The 16,393-nt window shown below is 67.7% G+C and carries 16 protein-coding genes; 8 read left to right on the top strand and 8 right to left on the bottom strand.

The features are described 5' to 3' along the window. The 3 genes from A5636_RS16500 to mhuD form a co-directional block, all read right to left on the bottom strand. Positions 1 to 699: DUF222 domain-containing protein (locus A5636_RS16500; RefSeq protein ID WP_155763848.1), on the bottom strand; the 699-nt coding region annotated here is incomplete at its 3' end. A 103-nt stretch (positions 700 to 802) separates the two neighbouring features. Beyond that, a complete protein-coding gene (locus A5636_RS16495; RefSeq protein ID WP_155763850.1) occupies positions 803 to 2,167 on the bottom strand; it encodes a serine hydrolase in 1,365 nt (454 codons plus the stop codon). After that, positions 2,145 to 2,462, bottom strand: a complete 318-nt coding sequence (mhuD, locus tag A5636_RS16490) for a mycobilin-forming heme oxygenase MhuD (protein WP_036363124.1) — start codon at positions 2,460 to 2,462, stop codon at positions 2,145 to 2,147. Before mhuD ends, A5636_RS16495 begins: the two co-directional genes overlap by 23 nt. 14 nt (positions 2,463 to 2,476) lie before the next feature. Here mhuD and A5636_RS16485 point away from each other — a divergent pair, with 14 nt between their 5' ends. After that, the gene (locus tag A5636_RS16485) at positions 2,477 to 3,250 is read left to right on the top strand and encodes an alpha/beta fold hydrolase (RefSeq protein ID WP_155763847.1); all 774 of its coding nucleotides are present in this window, start codon (positions 2,477 to 2,479) and stop codon (positions 3,248 to 3,250) included. A 6-nt stretch (positions 3,251 to 3,256) separates the two neighbouring features. Here the strand turns inward: A5636_RS16485 and A5636_RS16480 are convergent, their stop codons facing one another. Continuing rightward, entirely contained in the window at positions 3,257 to 4,168 is a 912-nt protein-coding gene (locus A5636_RS16480; RefSeq protein ID WP_065159719.1) for an A/G-specific adenine glycosylase, read from the bottom strand. Here A5636_RS16480 and A5636_RS16475 point away from each other — a divergent pair. Together A5636_RS16475 and A5636_RS16470 are read left to right on the top strand one after the other, a co-directional pair. Further along, complete coding sequence (locus A5636_RS16475) at positions 4,167 to 4,796, top strand: carbonic anhydrase (RefSeq protein WP_065159718.1); 630 nt, start codon at positions 4,167 to 4,169, stop codon at positions 4,794 to 4,796. The genes A5636_RS16480 and A5636_RS16475 overlap by 2 nt on opposite strands. A gap of 94 nt (positions 4,797 to 4,890) precedes the next feature. Then, a complete protein-coding gene (locus A5636_RS16470) occupies positions 4,891 to 5,691 on the top strand; it encodes a hypothetical protein (protein ID WP_155763849.1) in 801 nt (266 codons plus the stop codon). A gap of 1 nt (position 5,692) precedes the next feature. On the opposite strand, the gene disA is transcribed toward A5636_RS16470, so the two are convergent. The 3 genes from disA to A5636_RS16455 all read right to left on the bottom strand — a co-directional run bounded on the left by disA (position 5,693) and on the right by A5636_RS16455 (position 8,848). Then, positions 5,693 to 6,769: a DNA integrity scanning diadenylate cyclase DisA gene (gene disA / locus A5636_RS16465; protein ID WP_155763846.1), complete on the bottom strand. Its 1,077-nt coding sequence runs from the start codon at positions 6,767 to 6,769 to the stop codon at positions 5,693 to 5,695. A gap of 30 nt (positions 6,770 to 6,799) precedes the next feature. Next, entirely contained in the window at positions 6,800 to 8,209 is a 1,410-nt protein-coding gene (gene radA, locus A5636_RS16460) for a DNA repair protein RadA (RefSeq protein ID WP_065159716.1), read from the bottom strand. Positions 8,210 to 8,278: 69 nt separating this feature from the next. Next, positions 8,279 to 8,848 carry a hypothetical protein gene (locus tag A5636_RS16455; RefSeq protein WP_065159715.1) on the bottom strand — a complete coding sequence of 190 codons (570 nt, stop codon included), beginning with the start codon at positions 8,846 to 8,848 and terminating at the stop codon, positions 8,279 to 8,281. Between the two features lie 365 nt (positions 8,849 to 9,213). On the opposite strand from A5636_RS16455, the gene carD reads away from it, so the two are divergent. Genes carD through rlmB form a run of 5 tightly spaced genes read left to right on the top strand, consistent with a single transcriptional unit; the run spans position 9,214 to position 13,238 of the window. Beyond that, complete coding sequence (gene carD, locus A5636_RS16450; protein WP_065159714.1) at positions 9,214 to 9,702, top strand: RNA polymerase-binding transcription factor CarD; 489 nt, start codon at positions 9,214 to 9,216, stop codon at positions 9,700 to 9,702. Further along, positions 9,699 to 10,367, top strand: coding sequence for a 2-C-methyl-D-erythritol 4-phosphate cytidylyltransferase (gene ispD, locus A5636_RS16445; protein WP_065159713.1), 669 nt, complete (start codon positions 9,699 to 9,701; stop codon positions 10,365 to 10,367). The genes carD and ispD overlap by 4 nt, the downstream gene beginning before the upstream one ends. Beyond that, entirely contained in the window at positions 10,364 to 10,843 is a 480-nt protein-coding gene (gene ispF / locus A5636_RS16440) for a 2-C-methyl-D-erythritol 2,4-cyclodiphosphate synthase (protein WP_155763845.1), read from the top strand. The genes ispD and ispF overlap by 4 nt, the downstream gene beginning before the upstream one ends. Positions 10,844 to 10,892: 49 nt before the next feature. Then, the gene (gene cysS, locus A5636_RS16435; protein ID WP_065159711.1) at positions 10,893 to 12,299 is read left to right on the top strand and encodes a cysteine--tRNA ligase; all 1,407 of its coding nucleotides are present in this window, start codon (positions 10,893 to 10,895) and stop codon (positions 12,297 to 12,299) included. Then, entirely contained in the window at positions 12,300 to 13,238 is a 939-nt protein-coding gene (gene rlmB / locus A5636_RS16430) for a 23S rRNA (guanosine(2251)-2'-O)-methyltransferase RlmB (RefSeq protein WP_065159710.1), read from the top strand. Between the two features lie 195 nt (positions 13,239 to 13,433). Here the strand turns inward: rlmB and A5636_RS27630 are convergent. After that, positions 13,434 to 16,393 (bottom strand): hypothetical protein (locus A5636_RS27630; protein ID WP_065159709.1); only part of this gene is annotated, 2,960 nt, incomplete at its 5' end.

The raw sequence follows: 16,393 nt of genomic DNA, 5'->3' as shown, positions 1-16,393 counted from the left end.
GCGGGCCACCTCGGAGTCCCAGCCGGCCTCGATCAGGGCCAGGAACGCGTCGGCGGTGCCCGGCAGCGGCGGCCGGGACTCGGAAACACCCGCGCCGCCGCTGCCGCTGCCGGTGTTGTGGTCGCGTTTCCACGCCGCGATCAGCGCGTCGCGGTGCGAAGCCAGGGCGGCATCGAATTTCGCGGCATCGTGGTGGTCGAGCTTGATGCGGTAGCAGCTGCCGGCCTCATCGGAGGTCTTGCTGATCACCGGGCGCGCCGGCGGCGCCACCGGCTCAGGTTCGGGTCGCGGTTCAAGGTTGACCGCGGTACGCAACTGATTGACCGTGGCCACCGCGGCCAACTGCGCGTAATGCTCATCCGAACCCGCACCGGCCCGCGAAGCGATGACCCCGACCTGATCCAGTGAGAACCGGCCCTCGCGCATCCCCTGCACACAACGCGGGAACTCCTCCACCCGGCGCGCGATGGTGGTGATCGTTTTCGCATTAGCCGAAGACGAAGCGGTTTTCCAGGCCACCAACGACTCCACCGAACGCGCCCCGGTCATCCCACACAACTCATCGCGCTCCAGCTCAGCCACAATCTCCACGATCTGCCCATCAATCGCGTTGCGCTGACCGGCCAACTCCGCCAACTCCTCAAACAACACCGCCAAGCGCTCTTTAGGACTCACCACAGCCGACGCACCCGAAGACATAACCCCATCATCACAGGGGGGTACGACAAGTCGGGGTCGCCGGATTCTGACCTGGTTCGACAGATGGTGTCGCCCCTGAGGAGCGCACGAATTTGACCCAGCCCTAGCGCGGGGCCACCATCGCGAAGGCCTGCATCGCGACCTTCAGCATCCAGCTGGTCACCGTAGGCCCGTGGTCGCGCGGCCAGTTCAGCTGGAAACTGACCACCCACCGCTGTCCGGTCTTGTCAACCGCGTACCAGCTGAACGTCAAATCCCCTGGCAGCCCACCGGCTTTCGCACCGATATACGGCCAGACGTTTCGATCCAATTGGATCCCGGATACGGCGGACAGGATCTGCCGAACCGGCGCGGCTTTACCGACCGCGTCGGCCTGCAGCGCGACATGTACTCGGCAGATATCCTGCGCATTGCCATACCATTCCGCGCCGTATTTGGAAGCGGGACTGTGGGCGCGCGTCGGATCCGGTTTGTATGGCGTCGAATTGGCCTGCGCCAGCAAGGCGGCCCGCTCCTGTTGTGAAGCGTGCTGCCACTTCTCCCGCAAATCTGGTTGACCCCAGCCGACCGAGAACAGCTCGTACATCGTGGGAAACGGGGTCATGCTGGCCGGATCGTGGTGACCTGCGGTGGCCAGAGCTTCCTCGATAGCTTGCGTGCCCAGTCGGCCGATGAGTAAATCGGTGGCCATGTTGTCGCTGGTGGCGATCATCTTCTCGGCTGCTGTTCGAACCGAAAGCTGTTCGCCGGGAGCAAGTTCCAAACCGGAAGAACCGACCGCTTTGCTCTTTTCGGTAACTGTCAACTGGTCGTCCCAGGACACCGTCCCCCGTTGGATCGCACCGGCCAGGGCATGCAGCACGTACAGCTTGAAGATCGAAGCCAGCGGCAAGGATTCGCCGGTATTGGCACCGGCGACCGGTTCACAGTTGCCGTTGTCGACCTTGGCGACCTGATACGAGTAGCGGGCGCCGGTGGTATTGAGCACCGCGTCTATGTCATGCCAGGAATTGATCGGCGGTGGCGGTTGGGTTTCCAGTTCGAACCGATCGACCTCACCCAGGTCGCTGGTGTGAATACGGATGTCCTGGCGCGCGCCATAAGAGGAGACGAGTTGCAACGTGGCTACGTTTGCGCCGATGTAGATCCCGCTCAGGGTGAACGGGCGATCCCACCACAACCCCTCCATGGTGGCTTCTACTGCCTCCACCTGGTCGGCCGCGGCCAGGGTGCGAACACCGACCGGTCCGATCGGCCAGTCCGAGTTGAGCATGTCCATGGTCTGTTGAGCGCGCAGACCCGGCGGTGTGCTGGTATCGATCCGGTGCCCGGCATTCGCCGCGTTCGCCGATGGGGTGGGCGAAGACGAGCAACCCGGGGTAAGCGTTACGACTAGCGCGGCGGCGGCGCTCAAGGCCACCACACGGCGCCGCGCCGCACGCCGGCTACTGCGCCGAAGTGTTCCCAGCAACGTCGAGCACGACCTCAAATTCCAGGAGCGAAGCACCGGTGGCCACCGGGTTGGCACGCTGACCGGCGTGTGCCTGGATGGCGGGCCCGCTCGCCCAAGCCTGAAAAGCTTCGTCGGACTCCCAGTGAGTCACCACGAAGTACCGGTCTTCGCCTTTGACCGGACGCAACAGCTGAAAGCCGAGGAAACCGGGCGAGTTCTCGACCGCGTGCGCACGATGTGCGAACCGCTTCTCCAGCTCCGGGCCAGCGTCGGGCGGCACCTCAATTGCATTGATCTTCACCACTGGCATGGGGCTAGGTTACCGTGCCCCGCATGCCTTCGGATCTGCTGACCCATCGCGGCGGACACGGCAGGCCGCTGGTCCTGGTGCATGGACTGATGGGCCGGGGGACCACCTGGTCGCGGCAAACGCCATGGCTGACCCGGATGGGTTCGGTGTATACCTACGACGCGCCCTGGCACCGGGGTCGCGACGTCGACGATCCCTATCCGATCAGCACCGAGCGATTCGTCGCCGATCTCGGCGACGCGGTCGGCGGCCTGGGGGTGCCGGCCACCCTCCTCGGGCATTCCATGGGCGGGCTGCATTCCTGGTGTCTGGCTGCCGAGCATCCGGAACTGGTGACCGCGCTGGTGGTCGAGGACATGGCTCCCGATTTCGTCGGACGCACCACCGGCCCCTGGGAACCATGGTTGCACGCCCTGCCCGTCGAATTCCATTCCGCCGAACAGGTATTCACCGAGTTCGGGCCCGTCGCCGGCCAGTACTTCCTAGAGGCGTTCGACCGCACCGACACCGGTTGGAGGTTGCACGGCCACACCGCACGATGGATAGAGATCGCCGCCGAATGGGGCACCCGTGATTACTGGGCCCAGTGGCAGGCGGTGCGCGCACCGACATTGCTGATCGAAGCCGGAAACTCGGTGACGCCGCCGGGGCAGATGCGGCGCATGGCCGAACTCCCAACTGCTACAACGTATTTAAACGTTCCGGGAGCGGGTCATCTGATTCATGACGATGCACCCGAGCTGTACCGGGAGGCGGTCGAGGCCTTCCTGGCGGCGACCGCGTCCTGAGTCTTCTTACTCTTCGCCGGCCAGCGCGAACCGGCCCTCGGTGGTCTGAGTGACCAGGCCATCGGCCAGCAGTGAATACAGGGCCCGGTCCCGTTGGGCGGTATCGGTGAGCCAGGCCATGTCCAGCTGTGCGCGGGTGACCGGAGCATTGTTGTCGCGCAACACATCCAGTAGCCGTCCGCGGACTTGACGGTCGGTTCCGGCGTAGGTCTGCACGCGTCGCGCCGGACCTGTAGCCGGCGGATAACCGGCGCGTCGCCAGGCGCAACCATCCAGCGGACATATGCCGCACCGCGGCGTCCGTGCCGTGCACACCGTCGCTCCCAACTCCATCAATGCCACCGAGAATTGCGGCGCCAATGCGTCATCCGGCAACAGGGCGGCTACGTCCGCGTGGTCTCGGTTGGCCGAGGGCGCGCCCCCGTCGGCGCGACCGTGGACGGCCCGGGCCACCACTCGGCGCACATTAGTGTCGACCACCGGCACTCGCTGCCGGTACGCGAAGCAGGCGACGGCCCGTGCGGTGTAGCTGCCAATCCCCGGCAGGGTCAGCAAGACGTCGACGTCGTCGGGAACCACGTCGTCGTGGTCGCGCGCGATGACGGTGGCGCACTCGTGCAGGCGCTTGGCTCGCCGCGGATAGCCGAGTTTGCCCCATGCCCGTAATACGTCGGCCGCGCTGGCCGCGGCGGTGGCCGACGGCGTGGGCCACCGACGCACCCAATCCGTCCAGATCGGTAACACGCGAGCCACCGGTGTCTGCTGCAGCATGAACTCGCTGACCAGGATCTGCCATGCGCTGACGTTCGGCTCGCGCCAGGGCAGGTCACGTCGTGATCGCTGATACCAGTCCACAAGATTGGTGACCGGTATGTGTGCGGTGCCGGTCACCGGCCAGTACGGCAGAATGTCGGGCATGCCCAACAGCAACCCGGTGTCCGCATGGAAAGCACTCAAAGAGGGTAACGAGCGATTCGTCGCCGGCAAGCCCGAGCATCCGAGTCAAAGCATCGACCACCGCACCAGCCTGGCGTCCGGCCAGAAGCCGACCGCGGTCATATTCGGTTGTGCGGACAGCCGAGTGGCCGCTGAACTGATCTTCGATCAGGGGCTCGGGGATGTGTTCGTGGTGCGTACCGCCGGGCAGGCCATCGATGCGGCGGTCCTGGGCTCCATCGAGTACGCGGTGGCAGTTCTCGACGTGCCGCTGATCGTCATTCTCGGCCATGACAGCTGCGGCGCTGTCAAGGCCGCACTGAGCGCGCTCGACGACGGTGAGATACAGACCGGTTTCGTGCGCGATCTGGTGGAGCGGGTCGTCACGACCATTCTGTTGGGCCGTCGCGACGGGCTGACCAGGGTCGACGAGTTCGAAGCGCGCCACGTTCGCGAGACGGCCGCGCAACTAATGGAGCGCTCGACAAACATCGCGGACCGCGTCGCGGCCGGCACGCTGGCAATCGCCGGCGTTACCTACCGCCTCGCCGAGGGTCGGGCGGTGCTGGTCCACCATGAGGGTGATATCGGAGCCGAGCCGGACAACTGAGCGGTCCTTCTAACACGGTCCCAGGGCTCAGCTAACGCGCGACACGCCGAGCGGGGTCAACCGTGACGGCATGAGCTGGCCCTACCGTGTAAATGTGCTGGATCTGGAACCGCGTGGCCCGCTACCCACTGAGATCTATTGGCGGCGCAGGGGGCTGGCCCTGGGCATCGCGGTCGTTGTGATCGGGATTGCCGTCGCCACCGTCATCGCCTTCGTCAGCAGTAACGCGGGCGCCAAGCCCGCCGACAAGCCTGCGTCCGCCCAAGGGCACGCGGGCTCTAACCCAGCTCAGGCGCCCCAAGCCCCGCAACCGGCGGGGCAGACCGAGGCCCCGGCGCCCGGTGCCCCGCCCGGCACCGTGAACCCGGAGGCGCCCACTCCGACGGCCGCGGTGCAACCACCCCCAGTGCTCAAGGAGGGCGACGACTGCCCGGACTCGACGCTGGCCGTCAAGGGTCTGACCAACGCGCCCCAGTACTACATCGGTGACCAGCCGAAATTCACCATGGTGGTGACCAACATCGGGCTGGTGTCCTGCAAGCGCGATGTCGGCGCGGCAGTGCTGGCGGCCTATGTGTACTCGTTGGACAACAAGCGGCTGTGGTCCAACCTGGACTGCGCGCCCTCCAACGAGACCCTGGTGAAGATGTTCACCCCCGGCGAGCAGGTGACCACCGCGGTGACCTGGACCGGGATGGGCTCGGCACCCAAATGCCCACTGCCGCGTCCGGCGATCGGGCCGGGCACCTACAACCTGGTCGTCCAGCTGGGCAATCTGCGCTCGCTGTCGGTTCCATTCGTGCTGAATCAGCCGCCGCAGCCGCCGGGCCCGGTGCCCGCACCGGGACCCGCGCAGGCTCCTCCGCCGGAAGCACCGCCCGCGCAAGGCGGCTGAGCTACTGGTCGGTGATGGTCGATTCGGCCAGTTGGGATAGACCCTCGCGCACGTGGCGGGCCCACATCGCGCCGATACCTTCAACCGACTGCAGGTCGTTGGCGCTGGCCGCTAATAGGCCCTGCAGCGTTCCGAATGCCCGTACCAGCAGGTCGACATGGGCGAACTGCAGTCGGGGGATACCGTCCATCGCGCGGTAACCGCGCGGGCTGAGGGCGGAATCCTGGGCCTCGGCCGTCGTCGGATAGCCGAGCACCTTGGCCAGCGAGGTGAAGTCCAGCAACTCGGTATCCGACAAGGCATCCAGCTCGTCCAGGGTCGCCGCGATCTGGTCCTGGGACGGTGGCTCGGGATTGGCGTGATAATCCCGCACGATCAGTTCCCGGGCGGTGTCGTTGCCGCCCAGCAATTCCTCCAGCTGCAGCCGTAGCTGTCGCCCGTCGGTGCCCAACTCGACCGCGTCATAGTCGATGGCCAAGCCGATCCGCCGGACCAGCTCAAGCCGCTGCACCACCGTCAACACGTCGCGCAGCGTGACGAAGTCTTCGATCTCGGCCCGCGAGAGTTGTCGGCTGACTTCGTCGAGCCGGGTCTTGTACCGCTCCAGCGTGGCGATGGCCTGGTTGGCCCGCGACAGGATGGTTGCGGAGTCGGTGAGCACGTGACGCTCGCCGCACACATAGACGGTGACGATGTTCATCGAGTGGCTGACCGAGATCACCGGATAGCCCGTTTGGATCGCGGCCCGTTCCGCCGAGCGATGCCGGGTGCCGGACTCGTCGGTGGGTATCGACGGATCCGGCACCAATTGCACGTTGGCCCGCACGATGCGACTGCCGTCGGTGGAAAGCACCACCGCGCCGTCCATCTTCGAAAGCTCGCGCAGCCGGGTGGGCGCATACCGGACGTCGAGGGAGAAACCGCCGTCACAGATCGCCTCGACGTTCTCGTCGTGACCGAGGACGATCAGGGCGCCGGTACGGCCGCGCAGAATGCGCTCCAGGCCGTCGCGCAGGCCGGTGCCGGGAGCCAGGCGGGCAACAGCCTCCCGCAGGGTCGGACGAGTCACAGCGAGCATTCTGCTATGGCGAGCGGTCCAGCGGGACCCCTAGTGCGAGTTATCCACCGCACGAAGAGTCACCGGCGCCGGGGTTCGGTGGTCGGCAATGTCGACCATGTGGTGTAAGGCCTCGACAATGGTGGCCGCGCCGAGGGCGCGCAAACCTGCCGGAACCGTTTTGCAGCCCGGTGGCACCAACGCGATGGTGAAGCCCTGTCGGGCCGCCTCGGCCAGCCGCCGCTCCATCCCGTGCACCCGCCGCAAATCACCTGCCAGCCCTACTTCGCCGATCATCACAGCGGTGGTGGGCAGTGGCAGGTTGGTGTGTGCCGAGGCCAGCGCGACGGCTACCGCGAGATCCGACGACGGATCGGTCAACCGCATGCCGCCGACAGTCGACAGGTAAATGTCGTTGGCGGCTAGGCCGAGCCGGGCATGCTTTTCCAGCACCGCGGTGATCATCGCGGCGCGCGCGTGGTCGATACCGCTGACGGCCCGCCGAGGCGAACCGCCGTTTGGCGTGGCCAGCAATGCCTGCACTTCTCCGATCAGCGGCCGTTTGCCGTCCAGTGTCACGGTGATCGCGGTCCCGGGAACGGGCGCCGGCCGCTGGTCAAGAAACAGGTTCGACGGATCCGACACGCCTTCGATTCCGTTGTCGTGCAACAGGAAACAGCCAACCTCGTCGGCGGCGCCGAAGCGGTTCTTGATCCCGCGGACCATGCGTATCGCGCCGTTGCGGTCGCCTTCGAAGTGCAGCACCACGTCGACGAGGTGTTCTAGCGAGCGCGGCCCCGCGATGGCTCCGTCCTTGGTGACGTGACCGACCAGGATCATCGCGACGCCCTGTGCCTTCGCCGCCGCGGTGAGCGCGGCGGTCACGGCACGCACTTGGGTTACCCCGCCCGCCACGCCGTCGGCCTCGCTGGTGGACATGGTCTGCACCGAGTCGACGATGACCAGCGTGGGTCGCACCGTGTCGATGTGGTGCAGCACGGTGTGCAAGTCGGATTCGGCGGCCAGATACACGTCGTCACCAGCGCAGCCGATCCGGTCGGCCCGCAGCCGGATCTGCCCGGCCGACTCCTCGCCGGAGATGTAGAGAGCGCGTCGCCCCTGTTGCGCCCAACGGTGGGCCACTTCGAGCAGCAACGTCGACTTGCCCACCCCGGGGTCGCCGGCCAACAGCGTCACCGACCCGGGAACCACACCTCCGCCCAACACCCGATCCAACTCGTCGACTCCGCTACGGCAGTGCCGGCTCTTATTGGGCTCCACCGTGCTGATCGGAACCGCGGGAGACCCGGTAGGTGCCGAACGCCTGCCACTGCCGACAGCGGCCAGTACGGCCACTTCTTCGACGGTTCCCCAACTGCCGCAGTCGAGGCAGCGCCCCACCCATTTGGCGCTGAGATGCCGGCATTCCGAGCACCGGTATTGCGATCGTGCATTGGCCACAACCGTGACCGTATCGACAGGTGCTGACAATTCCGGTGAAGGAAACGCCCTGTCGGATGTCGGGCCGGGTCAGGAGTGGTTGGAGTGCTCGCTGGGCTGCGCGACGCCGGCGGAGATCGGCACGTCCACGGTGGCCTCGCCGGCCTTCTCGAACTTGAAGGTGAAGTTGTAGACCAGTCCGTTGGAGATCGGCTTGCTCAATTTCACCGTCGCTTTGGCGACGCCGGTGGACTGCGGCGGACCTGGCGCCTTGGCCTGGCCGTCCGGCGTTCCGATGAACAGCATCCCGCCGGCGGGGAGCTTCGCATCCCCGGACAACGTCACGTTGCCGATGTCGCTGGTGATACCCGTCAAGCGATCCCCGGCTACCGTGGAATTGTTCACCGCCACCAAGACCAGATCCACGGTGCGGCCGGGTTCGATGAAGTCGCCGGTCTGCTTAGCCTGGATCCGAATGTCGCGCAAGGCCACGTTCTTCACTGTGACCCGGTTGCCGTTCACGGCCGGTTCCTGCGCCGCGGTCTGGGCGATTTGGCCGGTTCCGCAACCACTGAGCGCGACCACTGCCAGGACGCCACTGGCCAACCAGGCCGTCAGCTTCGCCAAGCGGAACGGCAGGCGGATGTTCAGGTGGTTCACTCAATGCCTCCTGCTCGGCCCGGATCGCGGTATTCAACCAAGCACTGCAGTTTTCAACTGAGCAGTGCGGTTTTCAACTATGCACAGTAGTAGCAAGGGGCTGTGGGCGGTAGCGGCGGGATGCCTGGCGCGGACTGTGTCGGCATGCTCCCCGGTGAAGTCCGAGTCAGCCGCAGGTCTATCCTTAGAAGCGCTTTCGGGCTCGCGCCCAAGGGCCCGAATGCGCTGAGAACCATCAACCCCTGCATGTCTGGGTCCGCCTGTCAACCCCCACTCTGCGCGTGGCGTGCCTCTGACCTGCACCGTTGATCCGCACGCGTCGGGCCCGCGTGTTAGACTGAATTAACGAAAGGGGCTCGAATCAGATGATCTTCAAGGTCGGTGACACCGTTGTATACCCACACCACGGTGCTGCGTTAGTCGAGGCGATTGAGACTCGAACCATCAAAGGGGAGGCAAAAGAGTATCTCGTCTTGAAAGTTGCGCAGGGCGACCTGACTGTTCGAGTGCCCGCTGACAACGCCGAGTACGTCGGCGTCCGCGACGTCGTTGGCCAGGAAGGTCTCGATAAGGTTTTCCAGGTTTTGCGTGCTCCGCACACCGAGGAGCCCACCAACTGGTCGCGTCGGTACAAGGCCAACCTCGAGAAGCTGGCCTCCGGCGATGTGAACAAGGTTGCCGAAGTCGTGCGTGATCTGTGGCGTCGCGACCAGGAGCGCGGCCTGTCGGCGGGTGAGAAGCGCATGCTGGCCAAGGCCCGCCAGATCCTGGTCGGCGAACTGGCATTGGCCGAGAGCACCGACGACGCCAAGGCGTCGACCATTCTGGACGAGGTTCTGGCTGCCGCCTCCTGAAGGGAACCGTAGTCGCGATAGTCCCGGCCGCAGGGTCGGGTCAGCGACTGTCTGCGGGGCTGCCGAAAGCCTTCTACCAACTCGAGGGACGCTCTCTGGTCGAGCGTGCCGTGGCGGGCTTGCATGAATCTGGCGTTGTCGACAATGTCGTGGTCGCGGTGCCTCGGGATCGCACCGACGAGGCCAAACTGATCCTCGGCCATACCGCCACCGTCGTACCCGGTGGTGTCAGCCGCTCGGAATCGGTGAGCAAAGCGTTGACGGCTATCGGTGATGCTCCCGACTTTGTGCTGGTGCACGATGCCGCCCGCGCGCTGACTCCGCCGGCGTTGATCGTGCGGGTGGTCGAGTCGTTGCGGGCGGGCCATGATGCAGTCGTACCCGGCCTTGCGCTGTCGGACACCGTCAAGACCGTGGACTCCAACGGAGTGGTACTGGGCACGCCGGAACGGGCGGGATTGCGGGCGGTGCAGACTCCGCAGGGTTTCGCCACCGACGTGCTGTTGCGCGCCTACCAACGTGCCGGCACCGCCGAGTTCACCGACGATGCGTCCCTGGTCGAGCAGATGGGGAGCCAGGTTCAGGTGGTCGACGGCGACCCGCTGGCGTTCAAAATCACCACGCAACTGGACCTATTGCTGGCCAAAGCTATAGTTCGCCGGTGATGGACTTGCCCCGCGTCGGCATGGGCGTCGACGTGCATCCGATCGAAGCGGGCCGGCCGTGTTGGCTGGTGGGCCTGCTGTTCCCCAGCGCCGACGGCTGCTCCGGACATTCCGACGGCGACGTCGCCATCCACGCGCTGTGTGACGCGGTGTTGTCCGCCGCCGGGTTAGGTGACATCGGTGGTGTGTTCGGCGTTGACGACCCCCGTTGGGAAGCGGTCAGCGGCGCCGATATGTTGCGGCACGTCGTCGAACTGCTCACCGAGCACGGCTATCGAGTCGGCAACGCGGCGGTCCAGGTGATCGGCAATCGGCCCAAGATCGGTTGGCGACGATACGAAGCGCAAGCTGTGCTCTCCCGTTTGCTCAATGCGCCGGTCTCGGTGGCGGCAACCACCACCGACGGCCTGGGCTTGACCGGGCGGGGCGAGGGGCTGGCCGCGATCGCCACCGCACTGGTCGTTTCGCTGCGATAGCACCCGCGACGCGAAGCGCCGCTACGGCAAGGCAGTAAGCTGGCACGTCGTGACCGATCGTGCCCACCTGCGACTACATGACACGGCGACGGGTGTCGTCCGTGACTTCGTGCCGCTGCGTGCCGGGCACGTCTCCATCTACCAGTGCGGTGCCACCCCGCAGGGGTTACCGCACATCGGACATGTCCGCAGCGGAGTCGCCTTTGACATCCTCCGTCGCTGGTTGATCGCACGCGGCTATGACGTGGCGTTCATCCGCAACGTCACCGACATCGAGGACAAGATCCTGGCCAAGGCGGCCGCGGCGGGTCGTCCATGGTGGGAATGGGCGGCCACCCATGAACGCGCTTTCACGGCCGCCTACGACGCGCTGGACGTGCTACCTCCCTCCGTTGAACCGCGCGCGACCGGCCATATAACCCAGATGATCGAAATGATGGAACGGCTGATCGAAAAAGGCCACGCGTATGCTGCCGCCGGCGACGTGTACTTCGACGTGCTCAGCTATCCGGATTACGGCCAGCTATCCGGCCACCGGATCGACGACGTCCACCAGGGCGAGGGAGTGGCCACCGGGAAGCGCGATCAACGTGACTTCACGCTGTGGAAGGGCGAGAAACCCGGCGAACCGTCGTGGCCGTCGCCGTGGGGACGCGGACGGCCGGGTTGGCACATCGAATGCTCGGCCATGGCCCGCACCTACCTCGGTCCTGAATTCGACATCCATTGCGGCGGAATGGATTTGATCTTCCCCCATCACGAGAACGAAATCGCGCAGAGTCGTGCGGCCGGCGACGGATTCGCCCGGCTATGGCTGCACAACGGCTGGGTGACGATGGGCGGCGAGAAGATGAGCAAGTCGCTGGGCAACGTCGTGTCCATCCCGGCGATGCTGCAGCGCGTCCGGCCCGCCGAACTGCGCTACTACCTGGGCAGCGCGCACTACCGGTCCATGCTGGAGTTCTCCGAGCCCGCATTGCAGGACGCCGTCAAGGCTTACGTCGGCTTAGAGGAATTCCTGCACCGGGTGCGCCGCCGGGTGGGTGCGGTCTACCCCGGCGAGTGGACGCCACGCTTTGCTGAAGCCCTCGACGACGACCTGTCGGTGCCGGTTGCGCTGGCCGAGATTCACCAGGTGAGAGCCGACGGGAACCGGGCGCTCGACGCGGGCGATCACGAAGGCGCGCTGAGCAGCGCCAGCGCCATCCGCGCGATGATGGGCGTGCTGGGTTGTGACCCGCTCGACGAGCGCTGGGAAACCCGCGACGAGACATCGGCAGCCCTGGCTGCCGTGGATGTGTTGGTGCAGGCGGAAATTCAGAATCGACAGAAGGCGCGGGAGCAGCGTAACTGGGCGCTGGCCGACGAGATCCGGGACCGGCTGAAGCAGGCCGGTATCGAGGTCACCGACACTGCCGACGGCCCGCAGTGGATGCTCGGCGGCGACGGCAAGTAGATGGCCGGTAACTCCCAGCGCCGGGGTGCGATACGCAAAGCCGGCAGCAAGAAAGGGCCTCAAGTCGGGTCAGGTGGCCAGCGGCGCCGTGGCCTGGAAGGGCGGGGTCCGACACCGCCCGCGCACTTGCGCCCCAACCATCCCGCCGCGAAGCGAAATAAGCCGCCGCAAAGGCCGGCTAAGAAGCCGGCTAAGAAGACCGACGAAGCCGAAACGGTGCTGGGCCGCAATCCGGTGCTGGAATGTTTGCGCGCCGGTGTCCCAGCGACCGCTTTGTATGTCGCGCTAGGCGTCGAAGCCGACGAGCGAGTGACGGAATCTGTTGCGCGCGCCGCTGATTCGGGGATTGCCATCCTCGAGGTGCCACGCAGTGATCTGGACCGGATGACGGCCAACCATCTGCATCAAGGCATTGCGTTGCAGGTGCCGCCGTACAACTACGCTCATCCCGACGATCTGGTCGCCACGGCGATCGAGTCGCCCCCTGCGTTGTTGGTGGCGCTGGACAACATCTCCGATCCGCGCAATCTCGGCGCGATCGTGCGGTCGGTTGCGGCGTTCGGCGGCCACGGCGTGGTGATTCCGCAGCGACGATCCGCTTCGGTGACCGCCGTGGCGTGGCGCACCAGCGCGGGCGCCGCTGCCCGGATCCCGGTAGCGCGTGCAACGAATCTGACTCGGACACTGAAGGATTGGGCCGATCGCGGACTACGGGTGGTCGGCCTGGACGCTGCCGGTGACACCGCGCTGGACGATCTTGACGGCACCGACCCACTGGTGATGGTGGTCGGCTCGGAGGGTAAGGGATTGTCGCGGCTGGTGCGGCAGAACTGTGACCAAGTGGTCTCCATCCCGATGGCGGGGCGCACCGAGTCACTGAACGCCGCGGTGGCCGCCGGCGTGGTGCTGGCCGAGATTGCGCGGCAACGGCGGGGCTAGGCCAGCGCTTGTTCAGGCACAAGTGCAGACGCACCGATCAGGAAAACTTGCGCCGGCGTGGTGCTTGCCGAAACCACCTGCCACCGCAGGGGCTGATTCTCGGCATCGACCACGGCTAATGCCGCGCGGATTTGGTGGCTGCCGTTTGTCCGTTGGACCGGCAGGATCACCGCTCCATCTATGGACACTTCTGGCTTACAACGAGCTTCTGCCTTGGCCGCCGGAGCCGCCGGCTCCACCTGTGCCCGGGGCACCGGAACCGGTGCCGGGGGTTCCCGTTTGCCCAGGGCCGCCGTCGTAGCCCGGCAAAGAAACGGTCGGGCCATTCCAGCGGCCGCCTACTCCGCCATCACCACCACGCCCACCGTGACCACCGGAGCTCACAAAGTCACCCTGGCCGCCGTCACCGCCGTAACCGCCGGCTCCGCCACTACCACCGCTGCGGACACCCGCACCGCCCGCTCCTCCCGTGCCGCCATTTCCACCTTGGCCACCCGGTCCAAGCAGAGCGGCGCCGCCGGTGCCTCCTCGGCCGCCGGCGCCACCGGCACCGCCCACGACATCAGGTGAGGTGCTGGCGCCGCCTTTGCCGCCGGTCCCCGCATGCCCTCCGTGCCCGGGCGCTGCTAAGACGGCGCCGGGGTTGCCGTCGCCGCCGTTGCCGCCAGCGCCGCCGTTGCCGCCGCGATAACCGTCGCCGCCGTTGCCGCCGACGCCGCCATAGCCGGCCCGGTCACCGTTGATACTGGTACCGCCGGCGCCGGCGTTGCCACCGTCACCGCCGTTGCCGGAGATGCCCTTCCCGGATGCTCCGTTGCCGCCGGCGCCGCCGGCGCCGCCGTGGCCGCCGTTGCCGCCGGTATAGCTGCCGTTGGCGCCCTCGTGCCCGTCGCCGCCACGACCGCCGTCACCACCGGATCCAGCGGCGCCGTCTCGAATGATGCCGTGGCCGCCGTCGCCGCCGACGCCGCCAGCACCCCCGTTCCCGCCATCGATCACGGCCGGATCGCTGGCTTTGCCGTAGTCGCCGGCGCCGCCGGCTCCGCCATTCCCGCCAGCGCCGCCGTACAAGCCCGCGCCCCCCTTACCCCCGGCTCCGCCGTCAAGCTCCTTGCTGCCGTTGCCGCCATTGCCGCCGTGGCCGCCAGTATGGATCATGGCGCCGTTCTGGCCGTGCTGCCCGGGGTTGGCGCCGGCGCCTGCGGCGCCTCCGATGCCTCCGGTGCCGGCGTTACCACCAGCACCACCAGTTCCGCCGGTACCAAAGGACATGCCCTTGCCGCCGTTCCCCGGAGCTCCGCCATTGCCGCCAGTGCCACCGTCTCCGCCGTTGCCCTGCGTGCCGTGCAAGCCGGATTGGGTGCTGCCGCCGGAGCCGCCGGTGCCGCCGGTGCCACCGGTGCCGCCTTGGCCGCCGTGACCTCCATCCTGTCCGGCTGTGCTAAAGGGAGCAAAGGGATGGTCGGCGCCGTTCCGCCCGTCGCCGCCGGTGCCGCCGTTGCCGCCCGTGCCGCCTGCACCGCCGTTCCCGGCGGCACCTTCCAGGCCCTTCCCATATTTTTGCCCACCGTTGCCGCCGTGACCGCCGGTACCGCCCCGGCCACCCTGCCCGCCGATTTTCCCGTCACCGCCATCGGCGGTGGCGTTCTCGCCTACCTGGCCGGTGCCGCCGGTGCCGCCGGTGCCGCCGTTGCCGCCCGCCCCTCCGTCGCCGGAGATCCTGCCGCCGTTGCCACCCGCGCCGCCCTGCCCACCGGTACCGCCTTGCCCGCCGGTAATGCTCGATGCCCCGCCGGCCCCGCCGGTCCCGCCGTTGCCGCCGTTGCCGCGCGTGCCGGCGTGGCCGCCTTGCCCGCCGTTGCCGCCGGTGCCGCCTGGGGTGGTGGCGTTAGCGCCGTTGCCACCGTTACCGCCGTTACCGCCGCCGCTGCCGACAGCTCCGGTGGTGCCGTCGGCGCCGCGGGTGGAGCCCGCACCGCCGCTGCCGGCGTTGCCGCCCTCACCGACGTAGCCGCCTTCGCCGCCGCCACCGCCGTGACCGGTGCCGCCGTTGGCGAACGAGCCGTCCTGGCCGTTGCCGCCGTTGCCCGCTTTGCCGCCGGTACCGCCGTTGCCGCCGTTACCACCAGCACCTTGCACACCGTTGTTTCCCGAATCCGACAGCGCCTTACCCGCAGCGCCGCCGGTGCCGCCGCTGCCACCGGCACCGCCTTTGCCGCCGTTACCGCCGAATTCGCCGAAGTCCCCAGGGTTTTTGCCGTGGCCGCCGTCGCGGGCATCCCCGCCGCTGCCGCCGTTGGCCCCGGCGCCGCCCTTGCCGCCGTTACCGCCGTCACCGCCGTCGATGCCGCCGTCGCCGCCCGCGCCTCCGGCACCGCCTTTGCCGCCGGCTTGCCCATCGGTGCCCGAGATCGCCCCGGTGCTACCGGCGTCGCCGGCTTTGCCGGCCCCACCGTCCCCGCCGTTACCGCCTCGGCCCACGGACCCGCCGTCACCGCCGGCACCGCCCGCGCCGCCCTGGGCGCCTGCGGTCAGGGCATCGGCCCCGGCGCCACCATTGCCGCCGTCACCGCCGCTGGTCGGGGCCGCCCCCTGGGCGCCATGGGCGCCGACCGACGAACCCCCACCACCCTTGCCGCCAGCTCCGCCGTGGCCGGCGTCGCCGCCCTTACCGCCATGACCGCCAATGCCGGTGCCGCCGTTGTCGAACGTGCCTTTCGTGCCATCGGCACCACTGCCGCCTTGACCACCGGCTCCACCGTCACCGCCGGCACCGCCGGCACCCTCGACACCGTCATGGCCGGTACCAGATAAGGCTTGGCCAGCGGCCCCACCGTTGCCACCAGCCCCGCCGGAGCCGCCGTTGCCGCCGTCGCCGCCGGCTCGACCGTCGGCGCCGGCCTTGGAGAAGTCGGGCAGGTAGCTCTGGCCGGTACCGCCCGAGCCGCCCTTGCCTCCGCTGCCCCCGGCACCACCGCTACCGCCATTGCCGCCATCGATCCCGCCGCTGCCGCCAACCCCGCCGTCACCGCCCGCGCGGCCAGCGGCGCCGCCGGCCTCAGCCCGACCACCGGTGGCGACGGCGGCGACGGTGGCGCCGGCGCCAAGGGAGCCGACAGCTTGAGCGGTGGAGGGGGGGGGGGGGCGGGCGGGGC

This window comes from Mycobacterium asiaticum, assembly GCF_001673315.1.
In the GTDB taxonomy this organism is placed as follows: domain Bacteria; phylum Actinomycetota; class Actinomycetes; order Mycobacteriales; family Mycobacteriaceae; genus Mycobacterium; species Mycobacterium asiaticum_B.
This window is presented reverse-complemented; position numbering and strand designations above follow the sequence as displayed.